20 protein-coding genes are annotated in these 18,434 nt (G+C 55.2%); 6 read left to right on the top strand and 14 right to left on the bottom strand.

The window, feature by feature from the left end:
- Positions 1-8: 8 nt before the first annotated feature.
- Together aspS and C5610_RS03260 are read right to left on the bottom strand one after the other, a co-directional pair.
- Positions 9-1,781, bottom strand: coding sequence for an aspartate--tRNA ligase (gene aspS, locus C5610_RS03265; RefSeq protein ID WP_105305883.1), 1,773 nt, complete (start codon positions 1,779-1,781; stop codon positions 9-11).
- 76 nt (positions 1,782-1,857) lie between these two features.
- Positions 1,858-3,279, bottom strand: coding sequence for a diguanylate cyclase domain-containing protein (locus tag C5610_RS03260; protein WP_105305882.1), 1,422 nt, complete (start codon positions 3,277-3,279; stop codon positions 1,858-1,860).
- A 93-nt stretch (positions 3,280-3,372) separates the two neighbouring features.
- On the opposite strand from C5610_RS03260, the gene cmoA reads away from it, so the two are divergent.
- Genes cmoA through C5610_RS03245 form a run of 3 tightly spaced genes read left to right on the top strand, consistent with a single transcriptional unit; the run spans position 3,373 to position 6,052 of the window.
- Entirely contained in the window at positions 3,373-4,113 is a 741-nt protein-coding gene (gene cmoA, locus C5610_RS03255; RefSeq protein WP_105305881.1) for a carboxy-S-adenosyl-L-methionine synthase CmoA, read from the top strand.
- Positions 4,113-5,093 carry a tRNA 5-methoxyuridine(34)/uridine 5-oxyacetic acid(34) synthase CmoB gene (gene cmoB / locus C5610_RS03250; RefSeq protein ID WP_105305880.1) on the top strand — a complete coding sequence of 327 codons (981 nt, stop codon included), beginning with the start codon at positions 4,113-4,115 and terminating at the stop codon, positions 5,091-5,093. Before cmoA ends, cmoB begins: the two co-directional genes overlap by 1 nt.
- 44 nt (positions 5,094-5,137) lie before the next feature.
- Entirely contained in the window at positions 5,138-6,052 is a 915-nt protein-coding gene (locus C5610_RS03245; protein WP_105307690.1) for a LysR family transcriptional regulator, read from the top strand.
- 38 nt (positions 6,053-6,090) lie between these two features.
- On the opposite strand, the gene galU is transcribed toward C5610_RS03245, so the two are convergent.
- Positions 6,091-6,984: a UTP--glucose-1-phosphate uridylyltransferase GalU gene (gene galU / locus C5610_RS03240; protein ID WP_105305879.1), complete on the bottom strand. Its 894-nt coding sequence runs from the start codon at positions 6,982-6,984 to the stop codon at positions 6,091-6,093.
- Positions 6,985-7,109: 125 nt separating this feature from the next.
- On the opposite strand from galU, the gene C5610_RS03235 reads away from it, so the two are divergent.
- Positions 7,110-7,424 (top strand): DUF6170 family protein, encoded by a 315-nt coding sequence (locus C5610_RS03235; protein ID WP_105305878.1) that lies wholly within the window; start codon positions 7,110-7,112, stop codon positions 7,422-7,424.
- Here C5610_RS03235 and C5610_RS03230 read toward each other — a convergent pair.
- From C5610_RS03230 to ccmA, 11 genes are all read right to left on the bottom strand, one after another.
- Positions 7,387-8,382 carry a response regulator gene (locus tag C5610_RS03230; RefSeq protein ID WP_105305877.1) on the bottom strand — a complete coding sequence of 332 codons (996 nt, stop codon included), beginning with the start codon at positions 8,380-8,382 and terminating at the stop codon, positions 7,387-7,389. The genes C5610_RS03235 and C5610_RS03230 overlap by 38 nt on opposite strands.
- 76 nt (positions 8,383-8,458) lie before the next feature.
- Positions 8,459-9,226: a VacJ family lipoprotein gene (locus C5610_RS03225; protein WP_187346277.1), complete on the bottom strand. Its 768-nt coding sequence runs from the start codon at positions 9,224-9,226 to the stop codon at positions 8,459-8,461.
- 36 nt (positions 9,227-9,262) lie between these two features.
- Complete coding sequence (gene ccmI / locus C5610_RS03220) at positions 9,263-10,480, bottom strand: c-type cytochrome biogenesis protein CcmI (RefSeq protein ID WP_105305876.1); 1,218 nt, start codon at positions 10,478-10,480, stop codon at positions 9,263-9,265.
- A complete protein-coding gene (locus tag C5610_RS03215; protein WP_105305875.1) occupies positions 10,473-10,943 on the bottom strand; it encodes a cytochrome c-type biogenesis protein in 471 nt (156 codons plus the stop codon). The genes ccmI and C5610_RS03215 overlap by 8 nt, the downstream gene beginning before the upstream one ends.
- Positions 10,940-11,503, bottom strand: a complete 564-nt coding sequence (locus C5610_RS03210; protein ID WP_105305874.1) for a DsbE family thiol:disulfide interchange protein — start codon at positions 11,501-11,503, stop codon at positions 10,940-10,942. The genes C5610_RS03215 and C5610_RS03210 overlap by 4 nt, the downstream gene beginning before the upstream one ends.
- Positions 11,500-13,488 (bottom strand): heme lyase CcmF/NrfE family subunit, encoded by a 1,989-nt coding sequence (locus C5610_RS03205; protein ID WP_105305873.1) that lies wholly within the window; start codon positions 13,486-13,488, stop codon positions 11,500-11,502. Before C5610_RS03205 ends, C5610_RS03210 begins: the two co-directional genes overlap by 4 nt.
- Positions 13,485-13,982 (bottom strand): cytochrome c maturation protein CcmE, encoded by a 498-nt coding sequence (gene ccmE, locus C5610_RS03200; protein ID WP_105307688.1) that lies wholly within the window; start codon positions 13,980-13,982, stop codon positions 13,485-13,487. The genes C5610_RS03205 and ccmE overlap by 4 nt, the downstream gene beginning before the upstream one ends.
- Positions 13,982-14,206 (bottom strand): heme exporter protein CcmD, encoded by a 225-nt coding sequence (gene ccmD, locus C5610_RS03195; protein ID WP_105305872.1) that lies wholly within the window; start codon positions 14,204-14,206, stop codon positions 13,982-13,984. The genes ccmE and ccmD overlap by 1 nt, the downstream gene beginning before the upstream one ends.
- Positions 14,206-14,955: a heme ABC transporter permease gene (locus C5610_RS03190; protein ID WP_105305871.1), complete on the bottom strand. Its 750-nt coding sequence runs from the start codon at positions 14,953-14,955 to the stop codon at positions 14,206-14,208. The genes ccmD and C5610_RS03190 overlap by 1 nt, the downstream gene beginning before the upstream one ends.
- Position 14,956: 1 nt before the next feature.
- Positions 14,957-15,631 (bottom strand): heme exporter protein CcmB, encoded by a 675-nt coding sequence (gene ccmB, locus C5610_RS03185; protein ID WP_105307687.1) that lies wholly within the window; start codon positions 15,629-15,631, stop codon positions 14,957-14,959.
- Complete coding sequence (gene ccmA, locus C5610_RS03180; protein ID WP_105305870.1) at positions 15,631-16,308, bottom strand: cytochrome c biogenesis heme-transporting ATPase CcmA; 678 nt, start codon at positions 16,306-16,308, stop codon at positions 15,631-15,633. Before ccmA ends, ccmB begins: the two co-directional genes overlap by 1 nt.
- Positions 16,309-16,447: 139 nt before the next feature.
- Between ccmA and C5610_RS03175 the strand changes: the two genes are divergently transcribed.
- Both C5610_RS03175 and C5610_RS03170 read left to right on the top strand, forming a co-directional pair.
- Complete coding sequence (locus tag C5610_RS03175) at positions 16,448-18,154, top strand: flagellar hook-length control protein FliK (protein WP_105305869.1); 1,707 nt, start codon at positions 16,448-16,450, stop codon at positions 18,152-18,154.
- A complete protein-coding gene (locus C5610_RS03170) occupies positions 18,151-18,429 on the top strand; it encodes an EscU/YscU/HrcU family type III secretion system export apparatus switch protein (protein ID WP_105305868.1) in 279 nt (92 codons plus the stop codon). The genes C5610_RS03175 and C5610_RS03170 overlap by 4 nt, the downstream gene beginning before the upstream one ends.
- Positions 18,430-18,434 lie beyond the last annotated feature (5 nt).

Below are 18,434 nucleotides of genomic sequence, written 5' to 3'. Positions count from 1 at the left end.
CTTTGTGTTTACTCTTGGTTATCCTCAACCGTACTCTTAACACCCAGTTCTTGCAATGCATCCGGATTCGCCAGCCCCGGTGCGTCGGTCAGCACACAGGCGGCGGTGGTGGTTTTCGGGAAGGCAATCACGTCACGGATGGAGCTTGCGCCGACCATCAGCATCACCAGACGATCCAGACCAAAGGCCAGACCCGCGTGCGGTGGTGTACCGTACTTCAACGCTTCCAGCAGGAAGCCGAATTTTTCGGCCGCTTCTTCTTTGCCAATGCCGAGCACTTCGAACACCGCCTGTTGCATGGCGTTGTCAAAGATACGTACCGAACCGCCGCCGACTTCGACGCCGTTCAGCACCATGTCATACGCATTCGACAGTGCCTGTGCCGGGTTGGCTTTGAGTTCTTCCGGCGTGACATTGACCGGTGCGGTAAACGGATGGTGCAACGCCGCCAGCGAACCGTCGTCGTTTTCTTCGAACATCGGGAAGTCCACTACCCACAACGGTTTCCACTCGTCGCTGACCAGGCCAAATTCTTCACCCAGTTTCAACCGCAGTGCGCCCATCGATTCGGCCACCACATTGGCTTTGTCGGAACCGAAGAACAGCACGTCACCGGTTTGCGCGCCGGTGCGCTCAAGAATCGCGTTAAGAGCGTCATCCGGTAAAAATTTCAGGACCGGTGACTGCAGCCCGTCACGGCCTTGAGACAGGTCATTAACCTTAACCCAGGCCAACCCTTTAGCGCCGTAGATACCGACAAACTTAGTGTATTCGTCGATCATCTTGCGCGATACGTTATCGGCCTGCTCCGGCAGACGGATAACCGCAACGCGACCTTTCTCGTCGTTGGCCGGGCCAGAGAATACTTTAAATTCAACGTCTTTGAGCAGATCGGCAACGTCAACCAGCTCCAGCGGGTTACGCAGATCCGGCTTGTCCGAACCGTAGCGTTGCATCGCTTCGTGCCAGCTCATGGTCGGGAATTGGCCAAGATCAACGCCCAGCAATGACTGGAACAGCTCGCGGGTCATGTTTTCGGTGACTTCCATCACCTGCTCCGCGGTCATGAACGAGGTTTCGATATCAATCTGGGTAAATTCCGGCTGACGATCGGCGCGTAAGTCTTCGTCGCGGAAGCATTTTACGATTTGATAGTAACGGTCGAAACCGGACATCATCAGCAACTGTTTAAACAACTGCGGACTTTGCGGCAACGCAAAGAAGCGGCCTTTGTGCGTGCGGCTCGGCACCAGATAGTCGCGCGCGCCTTCCGGTGTAGCGCGAGTCAGCATCGGCGTTTCGATGTCTAAAAAGCCACTGTCGTCGAGGAAGCGACGCACAGCACTGGTGACTTTCGCACGAAACTGGAGTTTTTCGTTCATCTGCGGGCGACGCAGATCGAGGTAGCGGTAGCGCAAACGCGCTTCTTCGCTGACCTGCGAGTTAAAATCGATCGGTAGCGGTTCAGAGCGGCTTAAAATGTTCAGCTCTGACGCCAGCAACTCAACCTCGCCGGTTTTCATGTTTTTATTAACCTGACTGTCAGGACGACGGTTGACCTTGCCTTTGATCTGAACGCAGAACTCCTGACGCAATTTATTAGCCTGTTCGAACAGAGCCTGCTGATCCGGGTCGAACACCACCTGGATAAGCCCTTCGCGGTCACGCAAATCGATAAAGATCAATCCGCCTAAGTCGCGACGTTTGTTAACCCAGCCACACAGAGTGACCTGCTGTTCTGCTAATTCTGCGTTAATTTGTCCACAATAATGCGTTCGCATGTACGTTTCCTACTACCGGCGTTGGTTGGATGTTGTCAAAATGAAGCGCTACATTATAGCGAACTGGCACGGAATGTCATCCGGCCATGCGAACGTCGTTTTTGCCGGCGGCTTTTGCCGCGTACATGGCTTTGTCGGCGGAGCGCAGCAGGGTTTGCTCGTCGACGCCGTGTTTCGGGAACATTGCCACGCCGATGCTGACGCTGACATCGAGGGTCTGCGATTTGACTTTATAGGGGCGCGCCAGGTGCACTACCAATTTACGTGCGACCGCCAGTGCGGCGTTGACGTTATTGGTACTGGGTAATAACACCACGAACTCGTCACCGCCGTAACGACATACCGTATCCGACTTGCGCAATAACCCGGTCAGACGCTGTGCGGCCTGCACCAGCAGCTCGTCGCCGTATTCGTGGCCGAAGTCGTCGTTAATGATTTTAAAACCGTCCAGATCGAGGAACATCATGGCAAAGGCTTTATTACTGCGCTGATGTTGCAGAATCGCCTGTTCGAGCCGATCCGACAACAGATTACGATTCGGCAGCCCGGTTAATTCGTCATGGGTCGCAACGTAACGTATGCGTCGCTCGGCGGCTTTACGCAATTTTACTTCGCGGCGCAGGCGGCTGTTCCAGAAAGCGACGCCGGCAATCAGCAGCACCACCACCGAACCCGCTTTTAACCCCAGACTCAGCAGTTCCTGGTCACTCCAGCCACGCTGTAACTCGTAGCCGTACCATTTGCGACGCAGGCGCTGTCGCTCCAGCGCGGTGAGGTTTTCGATACCTTCATTAAGAATCACCACCAGCGGCTGATAGTCACTGCGCACTCCGATGAACAGGTCCTCTCCCGGCGCGCCGCTTAAAACGGTAAGCTGCGCATTGACCAGCGGCCGCTGCTGCAATTCATCAACCACAATCGGTAGACTGTCGACATAGACATCTATCACCGATCGTTGCAGCGCTTCGATGCCGTCGGTCAGTGAACGGTATTCAACCACTTCGGTTTGCTCGATATTACGCAACATGGGGATCACGCTGTAACCCTCGGTAACACCAATTTGCCGACCACGCAGCTGATTGACGTCGGTTTCACGCTCACTGGCACCGGTTTCGGTCACCAGCGACAGGGTCGCCCAGGGCATGGTCCAGTAACGCTGAGTAAAACTGGTGTACGCCGCTCGCTCGGTGGAGTACGACATACTGGTCAGTACATCGATTTCTTTGTTTTTTAGTGCAACCAGACATTGCGACCAACTGCCGCAAGGGGTCCAGGCAAACTCGATCGGTACACCGGCGGTAATGGTGGTTAATACGTCGACGTCAAAGCCACGCGCCTGGTCATTACTGATGCTGATGAGTGGTGCCAAATCGTCCGGCACTCCGACCCGAACCTGCGGATGGTCAACCAGCCAGTCATTAGCCTCTTCCGTCGCTAACGCTGGGGTGGCTATTGCACTGGTCAGTATTAAGAGTAATAGAAACCATTGACGTTTCATTCGGTGTATTATCTCCAGCAGGTTCGGTAAACTACAACTATTGTAAGCAACCCGTTTATTATTCATCTAAAGTATCGGACAGTAACGCTATTTATGAACCATCGCGACACAATTTTTTCTAAACCGCTGCCGAGCGTTTCGGATTTTCGCTTTGACCAGCAGGTGGTCGAAGTTTTTCCCGATATGATCAACCGCTCGGTGCCCGGCTATTCCAGCATCTTGCAGACGTTGCCACAGTTGGCTGAGCGTTACGTCCAGCCGCAGTCCAACGTGTATGACCTTGGCTGCTCGCTCGGTGCGGCCACGCTTGCGCTGCGTAAAGGCTGTGAACAGGCGTCGCAGGTTCAGCTTATTGCCGTCGATAATTCCGACGCCATGATTGAGCGCGCGCAACTGCATTTGCAGGGCTTTAAAAGCCAACTGCCGGTAACGCTGCGGTGCGAGGACATTCGTGAAACCCACATCGAGGATGCCTCTATTGTGGTGCTGAATTTTACGTTGCAATTTGTGCCGCGTGAAGAGCGTCAGCAGATTATTCAGCGCATTTTTTCCGGATTAAAGCCCGGCGGTGTGCTGTTCATTGCCGAAAAAATCGTCGCCGAAGACCCACACATCGCCGATGTACTGGTTGATCTACATCATGATTTTAAACGTGCCAACGGTTACAGCGAACTGGAAATCAGCCAAAAACGGGCGGCCATTGAAAACGTCATGAAGATTGACTCCATGACGACCCATTTTGCGCGTTTTGAAGAGGCAGGTTTTGCCCACTACGGTTGTTGGTTTCAATGTTTTAATTTTGCCGCGATGATGGCGGTTAAGGGTACCGAATAATGGATTGGTTTAATGCTTCGTTGGCGCGTTTGATTGATAGCCCTCATGCAGCCTGGCTGGAGACGCTGCCGGCACAGCTACGGCAATTTACCGATAAGCCGCACGGTGACTTTCGTAAGTGGCAGCGAGTATTGAAACAACTGCCGTCTCTGAGCATTGAGCGTGACGACGATGTCAGCCTTGGCGATACCGTCACCGTCGGTCGCGCGCAACAAGCGACTGATTCGCAGCGGGCGCAACTGCGCGGCTTGTTAATGCAACTGTGCCCCTGGCGCAAAGGCCCGTTTGAGCTGTTTGGCATGAACATCGATACCGAGTGGCGCTCGGACTGGAAGTGGCAACGGGTTGCACCACACATTAATTCACTGCAGGGCAAACAGGTGCTCGATGTCGGCTGTGGCAGTGGTTATCACCTGTGGCGGATGCTGGAAGCCGGTGCAGCGGATGTCTGGGGGGTTGATCCGGGCGAGTTGTTTTTAACCCAGTTTCAGGCGATTAAAAAATACATGCCGACGGCACTGGCCAAGCGCGCCCACTTTTTCCCGGTCGGGATTGAACAGATGCCGCAACTGAACAGCTTTGACACCGTGTTCAGCATGGGCGTGCTCTATCATCGCCGCTCACCGTTGGAGTTTTTGCAGCAACTGAAAGGCCTGTTGAAGCCCGGCGGCCAGCTAGTGCTGGAGACCATCGTCGTCGAGGGCGATGAAACCACCGTAATGATGCCGGGTGAGCGCTACGCACAAATGCGCAACGTTTGGTTCCTGCCCAGTGCCAAAGCGCTGGCGGTATGGATGCAACGACTCGGTTTTACTGACATCGAGGTGGTCGATCACAACACCACCTCGCTGCAGGAGCAACGGGCAACGGATTGGATGCGAGGAGAATCTTTAGCCGACTTTCTTGATCCAAATGACCACAAAATGACTATTGAAGGGTACAAAGCACCGATCCGCGCCATTCTTACGGCGAGGACATAAGTTATTTCAGTAATTTCTTGATAAAAGGCGGCATCAATACCGATATGGCACATTACAGAGCAAAATCCACCTTAGAGCAGTGGCGGATTTTTCAGGCCGTAATCGACTGTGGCGGCTACGCTCACGCAGCCGAGCAACTCAATAAGAGTCAGTCTTCGTTAAACCACGCCGTAGCCAAACTGCAACAAGTTCTTGGCGTACAACTGCTCGAGGTGAAGGGCCGTAAAGCGGTGCTCACCAGCGTCGGCGAGGTGATGTTACGACGCTCCCGGCAGTTGACCCAGACCGCGCAGGAGCTGGAGCAATTGGCACACAATCTGGAACAGGGCTGGGAGCCGGAAGTGAAACTGGCGCTGGAAATGGTGTTTGACCGCTCCACGCTGATCCCGGCGCTGCGCAAATTTCAGGATTTTAGCCGCGGTAGCCGGTTATCCATTGAAGACACCGTGTTAACCGGTACGCTGGAGCACATTCGGGAAAAATCGGCGGATGTGGTCATTACTCACCATGTCCCTAAGGGCTTTATTGGCGAGCCGATTGATGATTATGTCATGGATCTGGTCTGCGACCCCTCTCACCCCCTGGCGCAACTGGAACAACCGATCAAGCAGGAAGAGCTGAGTCAGCATCTACAAATCGTTATTCGCGATACTGCGGTTAATCCTCAGGAAGATGAGGGCTGGTTAAAAGCGGAACAGCGCTGGACCGTCAGTCATTTTGACGAAGCCTTGCGTTTGGTGCGTTCCGGACTCGGGTTTTGCTGGTTGCCGCCGTACATTGCCGAACGGGAAATGAAGAAAGGCGCATTGCGCAAGCTGGAACTGGAAGGCAGTACCTGCCGCAAAGGCAGCCTGTACCTGGTGTTGCCCAAGGGCGAACAAACCGGCCCCTGCGCGCGGCAATTGGCGGATCTTATCATGGGTAAGGAGATCGAAACCGCCAAAGCTGCCGCCGGCTAGTCGGTCGCGCCTTTGGCGCGACGGCAGGAACCAAGCTGTCAGAGGGTTTTAAGATAAGCTTTCATGTCAGCCGCAAGCTGCGGATGACGTAAAGCGTGCTCAACAAACGCTTTTGCGTAGCCAAACTTGTTGCCACAATCATGGCTGCGACCCTTCATGTAGTAGGCATTAACCGGCTTGTCTTCCAGCAACATCGCCATCGCATCGGTCAACTGAATTTCATTACCCGCGCCGATTGGCGTTTTCTTCAGCAGCGGCCACAATTCTCTCGGGAACACATAACGGCCAACCACCGCCAAATCCGATGGAGCTTCTTCAACGCCCGGCTTCTCGACTAGCTGTTTGATCGGTGCCTGTTCACCCGGCTTTAAGTCCGCGCCGTTAATGTCGGCAATACCATAGCTGCTGACACTTTCCCGTGGCACTTTTTCCACCATAACCTGCGCGGCGCCCGACTCTTCGAAGTTGCGTTTCATTTCCGCCAGGTTGTCGCGTTTTAAATTACAGCTGGCTTCGTCAACCAATACGTCCGGTAACACCACCGCAAACGGCTCGTCTCCAATCAATGGACGCGCACACAGTACCGCATGACCAAGGCCTTTCGCTTCGCCCTGACGTACGTGCATGATGGTGGTGCCATTCGGGCAAATCGCCTGAACTTCTTCCAGTAACTGACGTTTTACCCGCCGCTCGAGCGTGGTTTCCAGTTCGAAACTGGTGTCAAAATGGTTCTCGATGGAGTTTTTACTGGAATGGGTCACCAGAATCACGTCGGTTAAACCGGCGGCGGCACATTCTTCCACGATAAATTGGATCAAAGGTCTGTCAACTAACGGCAGCATTTCCTTTGGGATCGCCTTCGTCGCGGGCAGCATCCGTGTTCCAAGCCCCGCAACCGGGATGACGACTTTCTTGACCTGCTGTTTTTCCATGTTCTTTACCTATATTTAAAATTCTAAAATTCGGCCACGTTTATACCGCGAATAGCTGTTATAATGCAAATTCGTTTAGGCTATACACGTTGAATCTAAAGGCAATCAGGCTAAAGCAGGTCATCATGGCGTTTTATTTTTCTACTAAAAAAATCCCTCAGCTCAGCGGTTATTCCTTTGTCGAACGGGCGGCCATTATGGCGGCCGCGCAGGAAGCTATGCCGGTACCACGGCGGTTGATTTGTAATCTGGCCAAACTGGTTCCTATCTGTGTGGTGTTTTATGCCATTGTTGATGTGCCCGGCTGGTGGAAGCTACCGGCATTACTCGCGGCGGGTATTGGTTATCCCCTCTTTACCCAGCCGATTAATATTAATATGAGCCTGCCCTACATCGATAAAGCTATTCGTCAGTTTGAGGCGTCTCGAGCTGAATCATAACCTCTGCCCCCTGCGGTAGCCGAGCGTGTATTTTTTGCCGCTCGGTGAGCTGGCTGCAGTGAAAGTTAGCATGCTGCCAAATGCCCAACGCCAGATCCGGACGGGCCTGCGGCTCGGAATGAATGCGATCGCCGGCCTGCGCCCACTGCCACTGACCGGAATGGGTATTTAACACGCCCACCCAGACATCAAACGCCGTGCGAATGCGCGAATGGCACAGCTCGGTGTTCAAATGCTGCAATAACTTTTCCGGGTGCAATAAGGTATCGTCATGACCGGACAAGTGTTGACGTAACAAAGGATCCAGCAAGGTTTTAAAAACCAGTAACGGGATCAACGCCTGATCCGTGGCATTTTGCGGACTCGCCATCAACACCAGAACATTACCGTCGGTCAATGGCCGAAAATCGATCCAGGCGTTGGGCTCCTGCGACTGCAGGGTAAAATCGAGCCGATAGCCGCCAATTTGCAATGGTCCGGACGGCAGCAGCTCGTTGGTCAGCCGTTTAACCAGCGCATCATCCTGATACAACACTTCGATGTGGTCATCCAGCTCCCAACGATCGTGCAGATAGGTTTCCTCCAACTGATAGCGCTTCAGGCAGTGTTGAATGGACTGATTTAAAATGGCCAGGCTGTCCAGCGGTTTCACCAGATAGTCCCAGGCTCCGAGGCGCACCGCATCACGAATATCGTTCATCGACTCGCTGGCGGAAACCACAATAATGGGCAGATCGGCAGCGCTGCTTAACAGATTTTCAATGACTTGCAAGCCGCTGACGTCGGGTAAATGTAAATCACAGAGGATAATATCGGGCAGCCGTCGGCGGCACAGAGCGATGCCTTCTTCGCCACGTGTCGCACACTGCACATCGTAATCTAATTGTTTTAGGTAGGTGCTGACGAGGCCCTGAAATACGACATCGTCTTCGATGACCAACACCTTTGCTTGCGACATTGACCGTTCACCTCATATCCGTAACCGCTCCTTAAGCATTGTTCAGGATGAGTGAACCGTCAATGTCACGAAATGATTAAAATTCTTCGAATTCTTCGAAATCGTCGAACGATTCGTTACCTTCGTCTTCTTCTGGTGGTGGGTTACCGTCGTACACCTGATAGCGCCAGTTTTGAAAATAGGCTTCTTTTACAAAGGTATAGGAGTCCAGTGAGTTCTCCAGCATTTGCTCCTGCTTACTCAGACTCAACCGCGCACGCAGACCTTTTACGGTGTAACGGGGGATATCCCAGTCCGTATCAATTTCGGTATACGGGAAGTAATTGCCGTCCACCCAGTCGGTACCACGGTCGATCAGAACCGTCGGCCCCGCAATCGGCAGCATCAGGTAAGGACCATCGGGGACGCCCCACACCGCCAACGTTTGCCCGAGCGACTCTTCGCGTTTGGTCAAGCCCATCTCAGTGGCCGGATCAAGCAGACCCAGCAGACCAATGGTGGTGTTAAAGAAAAACCGCCCGGCGCTTACCGCCGCATCGGTCGGCTTACCCTGTAACAGGTTATTGGCCATTGACCAGGGTTCCTGCAGGTTCTCAAACATATTGTGCAACGAGGTGCGGATGGGTTCAGGGACTTTTTTATAAACTTCTGCCGCCGGTTTAATGACCGCTTCATCAACTTCCTGGTTGAAATCCCACATCACCCGGTTAACGTCCTCAAAGGGGTCACGTTTGTCGGCGTAGGGATCGTCCGGCGTTGATGAACAACCGCTCAACACCACCATCGCCAATACCGCGGTGAGTGCTTTTAACCAGCCGCTCGTTTGCAAATACGTCTTCTGCATGTGTTCTTTTGTTTCCCTTGTTGAATGAAGCCTGTATTACTTTTCCTGCACGGTCTGCTCGGACAGTTGCAGAGTAACCGTGGCGGACTCTTTAGCCTTAATAACCTTAGCTTCGGCATTCAGATCACCGGCGGCGGCATCGATTTTATCATCCGCCGATACCCGTGCCTGTACCTTCCACTGTGACAGCGAGCTCATGCGGTAGTCCGGCAACATCGAATCGCGGTTACTGAGGGTTACCGTAACCGGCAGCGAACTGGCCGGTACCCGTTTTACCGCTGCCGGCATTGGTGCGCCGTCAGCCGCGGTCACGTAAACAAACAAGGTTGCCCCTGCCGGGATCTGATCGCGCAGCGATTCACTGACCTCTACCGTCACCGTTAACTGCTGAGCGTCCTGCTGCATGCGCTGTTCGGCATCGGCAATGGCCTGTTCCACCGCCGAGCGGCGCGCGGCACCGTCCGGTGTTAACTGCAGCAACTGCTGCCAGGCATTAATGGCCTGCTGATAATTGCCGTTTTCGAACGCGACAAAACCGCTGAGTGACAAGGCGTCGATATTCGACGGCTCTAGCCTTAACACCCGTGCCAGTAACTGTGCCGCTTTCTGATTCGCGTCAGCGCCGCCGTTCTGGAGCAGAAAACGGGCGTAGCTGATCAACGTGCCAACCCGATCCGGATCGAGCTTGAGTGAGCGTTCGAAGGCATTGTTGGCCTGATCGAACTGTTGCAAATCGGTCATTAGCCCGGCGTAAATCCACCAGGCAATGGGGTCATCGCCCTGGCGTTGGAGTTTCTGTCGCAGTCCCAGCGCAAATGTCGACAACGTCTCTGCGTCAACCTGCTGTTGTTCCTGCAGTACGGTTTTGCCCAACTCGGGTAATTGTTGCAACGCCTGATCTGCCTGACGCTGCAATGACCAGCTACCAAACCCGGCATAAAAACCCACTGAAATGACCACCAACAGCAACATCGGTAACCAGGGCTTGGCCGGTAACCAGCGTACTTCGTCTTCGATGTTACGGCTGTCGGTGACGTAGGTCTTATCGAGTTCGACTTTGGCCTGTTGATACTCTTCAGCGCTCAGTCGACCGTTGTCGTTATCGTCTTCCAGTTCGCGCAGACGTTGTTGATACCATTGCTGATTTTCGGCATCGCGGCGGATATCCTGCTTGCGCTGAAACAGCCGCGCCAATAACACCACGATGACGGCTAAAATCACTAACGCCGCCAGGGTCAGCACTAACTTAATCATGCTTTGACCTCTCTTTTAACTGCGCCAGTTCACGTTGTTCCTCGTCACTCAGCGCAACCGGCTGACTGCGTTTGCGGGACAACCGCAGTGCAATGATGATACCGGCCAGAGCGATCACAAGCGGCGCCAGCCAGAGCACCGCAGTGAAGGCGTTAAACGGCGGTTTGTAGTGGGCAAAATTACCGTAACGCGCCACCATATAGTCGATCACCTGCTGTTTTGACTGACCTGCCATCACCATCTGATAAGCCCGCTCGCGCATATCTTCAGCCAGCGGCGCGTTAGAATCGGCAATGTTCTGATTCTGACACTTAGGGCAGCGCAGTTCCTTAATCAAGGCTTCGTAGGTGCGCCGTTGCTGTTCGTTGTCGAACTCGTGCCCGTCGTAGGTCACCTGCTGCGCCAGCAATGCGGCACTAAAGCTCAGCAATAATGCACCTATACACAGTAACCAGCGGTTCATTGCGCGGCCTCCTGTTGCAGTTGCTGATAAATCTGCTGCAGTTTGTTGTTCCAGTTGCGTTCGTTGACGTCACCAACATGGCGGTAACGAATGGTGCCGTTGGCGTCGATAAAGTAGGTTTCCGGCGCACCATAGACACCAAATTCAAAGGCGACGTTGCCTTCTGGATCGTACAAATTAACGGTGTAAGGGTCACCCAGGGTGTTCAGCCAGTCGATGGCTTTGGCCCGTGAATCGTCTTTGTAATTCAGTCCGACAATCGGAATCCCCTGCGCCGACAATTGGTTTAAAAACTCGTGTTCAGCACGGCAGGTCGGACACCAGGTTGCCCAGACGTTCATCAGCAATGGTCCCTGTTTGAGCACCTCTTCGCTGTACACCTTGTCGGTATTGAACAGGTCAACGGCCTCAAATTTGGGTACCGGCTGATCAATCAGCACCGATTCCAGTCGGGTTGGGTCGCTGCCTAAGCCTTTTAACAGAAAGACCACTAGCCCCGCAAACACCACCAATGGCGCAAACAACACCCACCAGCGGCGTTTGTTTTGTGTTTCGCTCATGCTTGTTGCTCCTTAGCCGTTGACGCGTCCGCTTTCACTTTGCGTGAACGGTAGCGTTTATCAGCCATCGCAAACACACCGCCAATCGCCATGATGATGGCACCCAGCCAGATCCAGCGCACAAAAGGTTTTACGTAAAAACGTACCGCCCAGGGCTGATCGGCATCGGCAACATCGTCCAATGGCTCACCCATGGCAATGTAAAGATCGCGCAGCAGGCTGGCGTCCAGACCGACTTCGGTCATGCTCATCCGCTGTACGGTATAAAAACGTTTCTCACTGACGACCTCTGTCACCAGCTCGCCGTCCTGATGCAACTGGAACACGCCCTGATCGGCCTGGTAATTCGGCCCTTCAAAATGGGTCAATTCTTTAAAGGTCAGATCGTAACCACTCACTTGCACCGTTTGTCCCGGTGCAATGGCGACGTCGCGCTCGGTTTCGTAATGAGATACCAGCGCCACGCCAATCAGCATCACCGCGAAACCAAGGTGACCTAAGACCATGCCCCAGTGACTGCCGGGAATGCGGGTGATACCGGCCAGCCCCTGTTTACGTTGTTTGAGCGTCTGTTGCACCTCAGTGAAGGTCGTGAGCGCGACCCAGAACGCCAAAAACAGGCCGATCGCCGCCCACAGCGGCAATTCGTCCGCCCAAATTTGCGGCAGCGCCAAGGTCAGCGCCAAGGCCAATACAAGACATAAACCCAGTGGTTTCAGCAGCGGTTGCAACGGCTGCCGGCGCCAGCGCATCAGCGGACCGACCCCCAACAGCAGCGCGAAAGGCACCACCAGATAGCTGTAGAGTTCGTTAAAGAAGGGTTCACCGATGGAAATACTGCCCATTCCCAGCTCTTTGTGCACCAACGGCAGCAACGTACCGAGCAACACCACCACCATGGCCGCCATCAGCAACACGTTGTTGCCCAGCAGCATCACTTCGCGGGAATTAACGTCGTAGCGGCTGTAACCCTGCATTTGTGCTGCGCGCATACCGTACAGCGCCAGTGAGCCGCCGATGACCACCGCCAGCAACACCAGAATAAACAAGCCACGGGTTGGATCTGAGGCGAACGCGTGTACCGACACCAGTACGCCGGAACGAACCAGGAAGGTACCCAATAGGCTTAAGCTGAACGCAGCAATCGCCAGTAACACGGTCCAGGATTTAAAGCTGCCCCGTTTTTCGGTAACCGCCAGTGAATGCAGCAGTGCGGTGCCGACCAGCCAGGGCATAAAGGACGCGTTTTCGACCGGATCCCAGAACCACCAGCCACCCCAGCCCAGTTCGTAATAGGCCCACCAACTGCCGATGGCAATACCCAGGGTGAGGAAAATCCAGGCGGCCAACGTCCACGGCCGCGACCAGCGCGCCCAGGCCGCATCCAGCTTACCGGAGATAAGTGCGGCAATGGCAAAAGCAAAGGCCACCGAGAAGCCGACATAGCCCATGTACAGCAACGGCGGATGAATGATCATGCCGGGGTCCTGCAACAAGGGGTTCAGGTCGCGGCCATCCACCGGGATCATCGGCAGACTGCGATCAAACGGGTTAGACACCGTCAGCATAAACAGATAAAAGCCGATGCTGATAAGCCCTAAAATGCCCAGCACCCGCGCCACCATCGGCAACGGCATTGAACGGGACAGCAGCGCCACTGCGGCGATCCAGCCCGACTGCATCAACATCCACAATAAAAACGAGCCTTCGTGCGAGCCCCATACGGCGGTTACCCGGTAATGCACCGGTAACGCGGTATTGGAGTTATTGGCCACGTAGGCAATTGAAAAGTCGTTTAACACAAAGGCGGCGACCAACAGCGCAAAAGCGATGGCGGTAAATAAAAACTGCCCTATCGCCAGCGGTCGCGCGTAACTCATCACGCCACCGTGGCTGCGCCAGGCACCGTACAGGGCGTAACCGGCCAACAAGACCGAAAACGCCAGCGCGATGGCGATGCTCAGATGTCCCGCTTCGGCAATCATTGCGACTCTCCGTCTGAAGTCTGTTTAAAGGCATCCGGTGCATTCGGGTTAACGTGCTTGATGCCTTTCATTTTTTCGGCCAGTTCCGGCGGCATGTATTCTTCGTCGTGCTTGGCCAGCACTTCGCTGGCACGCAGTACCCGCGGTTCAATCAGTTCGCCCTGGGCAACGATGCCCTGCCCTTCGCGGAACAGATCCGGCAGGATACCCTGATAAAGCACGGTGATTTCGGGGCCGGTATCGGTGATGTTAAAACGCACTTCGAGGGTGTCACGGTTGCGTTTAACCGAGCCTTCTACCACCATGCCGCCAACGCGCATGCGCTGGCCAACGGTCGGTGGTTGTTTGCCTTCCTCGACTTCGACGAAATCGGACGGCGTGTAAAATAAGTTAATGCTCTGGCTCATGGCAAACAGCATCAGCCCGATGGCCACAGATACCCCGACCACCAACAGCATCACCCAGGTTAAGCGTTTTTTTCTGCGTGGGTTCATCATCGCTTCGACTCCTCAACCGGCGACGATTGCCGTTGCTGACGTTTGGACAAACGCTGCCTGCGACGCTGCAATGTTCTGCTTTGTCGTTGCAGGCGGCGACGTCCGATCAGCGCATCCAGTGCGACACCGGCAATCACCAAAAAGGTCAGAAAGAACGACAACCAGACGTAAAAGCCATAGCCGCCCATCTGTACAAATTCCTGAAAACTGTCAAAAGCCATTAGTGTGACTCCTCCGCCGTGCCCAGTACGCGCTGCGCCCAGGGCCGGTGTAACTCATGGCGTAATAATTCGTTTTTAAAGCGCATCATCACCAGGCTGATGGTCAGCAGCATGAAGCCGAGCAGACTGATGAGCAACGGCCAGAGCATGCTGGTCGCTATCGACGGCCGCTCAAATTTAGTAATGGTCGCGCCCTGATGCAGGGTGTTCCACCACTCGACGGAATAATGAATGATGGGCAGGTTGACGACCCCGACGATGGCCAGAATGGCTGCCGCTTTCGCACCGGTGCGCTGGTCATCAAAGGCGTAATACAACGCCATTACACCGACGTACAGGAACAACAGGATCAGCTCCGACGTGAGCCGCGCGTCCCATACCCACCAGGTGCCCCACATCGGCTTGCCCCAGATGGCGCCGGTAAACAGGGCAATGGCGGTCATCGCGGCACCGACCGGCGCAATGGCGGGAATCGACCATTCTGCGGTTTTGATCTGCCAGACCAGCGCAATCACCCCCATCACGGCCATGCCAAAGTAGGCTCCCATGGAGAAAATCGCTGACGGCACATGAATGTAGATAATGCGGTAACTGTCGCCCTGCTGATAATCCGACGGTGCGAACGCCAGCCCCCAAACCATACCGACCAGCAGTGACACCGCGGTTAACGCCGCGAACCAAGGCAGCAGTTTGTCGACCAAACGATAAGTTGCTTCAGGTTTTGCGTAAGGGTGTAACCATCGCCACATATTAATTCATACTCATTCTGACAGCGGCCGCCATCGCCAGCGGCGCCAGGGTTACCGTTAATACGGAGATTGCAGCCAAAATGGCCAATTGTCCTTGCACCGCCAGGCCCATGCCGGCGTTTTCCACCGCCGAGGTTGCAAAAATCAGCAACGGGATAAACAGCGGTAATAATATCAAGCTGACCAGCGAGCCGCCACGTTGCAACTGTAAGGTCAGCGCGGCGCCGATAGCACCCAGTGCACTCAGTGCCGGGGTGCCCAGCAGCAGCGTCAGTGCCAGTGCCCACCAGGCGTCCAGCGGTAAATTCAGTAATAACGCCAGCACCGGCGACAGGATCACCAGCGGCAGTCCGCTTAACAGCCAGTGCGCTGCCACTTTGGCGGTCAGCGTAAAAGCCAACGGTTGCGGCAACAGACACAACTGCTCCAGTGAGCCGTCGTTGTAGTCGTCCTTAAACAGCCGATCCAGACCGAGCAGGGTTGCCAACAGTGCCGCCACCCAGATGATACCCGGCGCAATGCGCGCAAGAATGTCCGGACCGGGGCCGATCCCCAGCGGGAACAAGGTCACCACCATTAACAAAAACAACAGCGGGTTGAGCGCGTCAGAGCGCCGTCGTGCGGCAATGCGCAAATCTTTCACTAATACCGACCGCCATAACTGCCAGGAGTTCATCATAACAACACCTCGGCCCGGGCGCTGTTGAGTGTCAGTTGCTGCAGTGGCAACTGGGTGTCGGTCAGCGGCTGATGAGAGGTCATGACGATACTGCCGCCGCGGCTGAGGTGCTGCAGAAAACGTTGTTGTAACAGCGCAATGCCGTCCACGTCCAGTGAGGTAAAAGGTTCATCGAGGATCCACAAGCTGGCGGTGCTGCACCAGAGTCGGGTGAGTGCTACGCGGCGCTGCTGTCCGGCCGACAGCCGTCCGGTCATTTCTTCTTCCAGCCCCAACAAACCGAGTTGTTCCAGGACATCCCAGTCCTGCGCTTGCTCGGCGGTGGCGGTGGTGTCGCCCCCCAACCGGCGCTGCCAGAACACGTTTTCGAGCGCACTGAGTTCGGGTTTAACGGCCGCTTTATGGCCAATGTATAACAGCTGTTGATGATAGTCGTCGCGAACCCGGTGCAGCGGCTGGCCGTTAAAACGGACTTCGCCCTCGTTCGGCACCAGTAACCCCGCCAACATACGGAGTAAGGTTGACTTGCCGGCACCGTTGGCACCGCTGATCTGCCAGATCTCGCCGGCCTGAACGGCCAGTTGCAACTGCGAGAACAATACGCGTCCACTGCGAATTGAGCTTACACGGTCGGCGTGTAATAGTGGCATAGCCGTGTTCGTGGACTGTGTCATCGATGGTTAATCCAACACCCAAACATCAAAGTGTGAAAGAAATACGTAAATTGGCTCGAGTTTACCACAGTTATTGCCGAAAATACCATGTAAACCCACGCGAAAACGGTAACCTTTGTCACCGGGGGATGACGCTGAAATGGAACTGAATCAGTTACTGCAAAATCTGCTGAATACGTCGGGCAAAGCCGATACTCAGGCACTGCCTACGGGCGTTCTTAAGCAGCTGACCCGTGTCGTCGATGCCGACGCGGCCAAGGTGCTGATGCAGGTACTGCAACGGGCGGCCGGCAACGCGCCGGTGACTCAAATGCCGACACCGACGGCTGATGTGCCAACCGCCGCGCGGCTGCCGGTATTGCCGGTGACCATCACACTGACGCCGGCTAACGCGGCACTGCAGCGTCCACCACAGGTACTGCTGAACCTTGACCTTAACGGCAAGACCCTGACGCTGCCGATAGCCATTGACCGGCCGCAACAGCGGCAGTTGCAACAATTGCCGCCCGCGAATCAGAATCAACCACTGTTGCTGCTGGTAAAAGCGGTATTGCCCGCTGCGCGGGGCGCAACGACGGGCCAGCCATCGGCACAGCCGGTCGTACAAAATCCGCTGTCAACCACTCCGCCCGCCGCAACCGGAGCGGGCGCGCAACCGCCGTCGCAGTCACAGGCGCTGTTGCAGGTACAATTGGTCAGCCCCAAAGCGCCGCAGCAACCCGTTACGCTGTCGCTACCGCTGACACAGTTGCCGCGGCCGGTGGCGGCCGCGCTGTTGAACACGGCCACCTCAGTGACCAGCCCGTCCAGTTCTCCAACCGCAGCAACGGCGCCGCCTGCGCCGGCTCCTATCAGCCAGGCTCCCGCACAACAGGGGCTGATGCTGAAACAGGCGAGCCAAATCACCCCTCAGCAGTTTCAACAGGCCTTACAACAGTTGCTTCGCTCGCTACCGCCGCAGCCTCAGCCGTCAATGTCGACGGCCGCGCCAGCGCCGGCCAGCCCTGAGCAGGCATTGACGCGGTTACTGCGGGCCGTGGTACAGCAGTTGCCGCCGCCGGAGGCCATGCAGCAGCCGCAGCAACTGAAACAATGGGTTAACGACTGGTTTGCAGCCAAACCGGTGGCCGCGCAAGCTCAGCAGCAACTCGGTGGGCTGGGTAAAATGCTGATGATGCTATTGGGTATGACCTTACAAAAGGCGCCGACACCGTCGGCAACAGGTGCCGCGGCGTCGGCGTTGCAACAGCATAACGCCAATCATTTGACGCAGGCATTGCTGGATGAAATTCTGCGCCCGGCGGCGCAGCGCCCCAACGAACCGCAGTTTACCGGTGAAGTGCGCGATCGCATCAATCAGCTGTTACAGCAATTGCCACAAACGCAGTTGCAACGGCTGATGCAGCTGTTTACGGCGGTACTTAACGGCGCCCAGACCAGTCAGGCGCGGCTGGCCGAAACCAGTACCAGCAGCCCGGAGTACTTTGTGCTGCTACCGGCGTCCGCACAACAGCAGCAACAGCAACATGAGCTATTAATCCGCCGCGAGCAGCAGCCACCGAAAGACGGTGAACCGGGCCGCACACTGTGGCTGTTTACCCTGCGTTTTGAATTGCAACAGTACGGACCGCTGCTGGTTAAAGGCCGCTATCACCCTGCTGGTACGCGGGTGGATTTTTACACTGAATCGGACCACGCGCAGCGGTCAATGGAAAAACACATCGAAAAGCTGGCCGAGCGTTTTTCCAGTCTTGAGGTGCAGGGTATTCAGCTGGCGGTACAAAAAGGCAAAGTACCTGATACGCTGGCCACACAACAAAGCGGCATTATTCGGGTGACGGTATGAGCGATAAGCAATCGAAACAAGCGATCGGACTTTCTTATGACGGCGTCAATGCGCCGCAGGTTATCGCTAAGGGCTTTGATGAACTGGCGGAAGAAATCATCGCGGTGGCAAAAGAGCATGGCGTGATGGTGCACGAGGATCCGTTATTATCGGATTCGCTGGCACGGCTGAACGTGGGTGAAGAAATTCCGCGCGATCTGTACATCATCATTGCTGAAATCATTGCGTTTGCCTATCTGCTGGACGGCAAGTTTCCCGCATCATGGGAGGCGTAACGGGA

Source organism: Idiomarina sp. OT37-5b (assembly GCF_002968395.1).
GTDB lineage: Bacteria > Pseudomonadota > Gammaproteobacteria > Enterobacterales > Alteromonadaceae > Idiomarina > Idiomarina aquatica.
This window is presented reverse-complemented; position numbering and strand designations above follow the sequence as displayed.

Coding starts and splice junctions, on each gene's coding strand:
- cmoB (WP_105305880.1), top strand. CDS start 4,113: ATGGATTGGTTTAATGCTTCGTTGGCGCGTTTGATTGATAGCCCTCAT.
- ccmI (WP_105305876.1), bottom strand. CDS start 10,480: ATGATTAAGTTAGTGCTGACCCTGGCGGCGTTAGTGATTTTAGCCGTC.
- C5610_RS03230 (WP_105305877.1), bottom strand. CDS start 8,382: ATGTCGCAAGCAAAGGTGTTGGTCATCGAAGACGATGTCGTATTTCAG.
- C5610_RS03225 (WP_187346277.1), bottom strand. CDS start 9,226: ATGCAGAAGACGTATTTGCAAACGAGCGGCTGGTTAAAAGCACTCACC.
- C5610_RS03170 (WP_105305868.1), top strand. CDS start 18,151: ATGAGCGATAAGCAATCGAAACAAGCGATCGGACTTTCTTATGACGGC.
- C5610_RS03235 (WP_105305878.1), top strand. CDS start 7,110: ATGGCGTTTTATTTTTCTACTAAAAAAATCCCTCAGCTCAGCGGTTAT.
- C5610_RS03190 (WP_105305871.1), bottom strand. CDS start 14,955: ATGTGGCGATGGTTACACCCTTACGCAAAACCTGAAGCAACTTATCGT.
- C5610_RS03205 (WP_105305873.1), bottom strand. CDS start 13,488: ATGATTGCCGAAGCGGGACATCTGAGCATCGCCATCGCGCTGGCGTTT.
- C5610_RS03260 (WP_105305882.1), bottom strand. CDS start 3,279: ATGAAACGTCAATGGTTTCTATTACTCTTAATACTGACCAGTGCAATA.
- aspS (WP_105305883.1), bottom strand. CDS start 1,781: ATGCGAACGCATTATTGTGGACAAATTAACGCAGAATTAGCAGAACAG.
- galU (WP_105305879.1), bottom strand. CDS start 6,984: ATGGAAAAACAGCAGGTCAAGAAAGTCGTCATCCCGGTTGCGGGGCTT.
- C5610_RS03210 (WP_105305874.1), bottom strand. CDS start 11,503: ATGAGCGAAACACAAAACAAACGCCGCTGGTGGGTGTTGTTTGCGCCA.
- ccmA (WP_105305870.1), bottom strand. CDS start 16,308: ATGACACAGTCCACGAACACGGCTATGCCACTATTACACGCCGACCGT.
- ccmE (WP_105307688.1), bottom strand. CDS start 13,982: ATGAACCCACGCAGAAAAAAACGCTTAACCTGGGTGATGCTGTTGGTG.
- C5610_RS03215 (WP_105305875.1), bottom strand. CDS start 10,943: ATGAACCGCTGGTTACTGTGTATAGGTGCATTATTGCTGAGCTTTAGT.
- C5610_RS03175 (WP_105305869.1), top strand. CDS start 16,448: ATGGAACTGAATCAGTTACTGCAAAATCTGCTGAATACGTCGGGCAAA.
- ccmB (WP_105307687.1), bottom strand. CDS start 15,631: ATGAACTCCTGGCAGTTATGGCGGTCGGTATTAGTGAAAGATTTGCGC.
- C5610_RS03245 (WP_105307690.1), top strand. CDS start 5,138: ATGGCACATTACAGAGCAAAATCCACCTTAGAGCAGTGGCGGATTTTT.
- cmoA (WP_105305881.1), top strand. CDS start 3,373: ATGAACCATCGCGACACAATTTTTTCTAAACCGCTGCCGAGCGTTTCG.
- ccmD (WP_105305872.1), bottom strand. CDS start 14,206: ATGGCTTTTGACAGTTTTCAGGAATTTGTACAGATGGGCGGCTATGGC.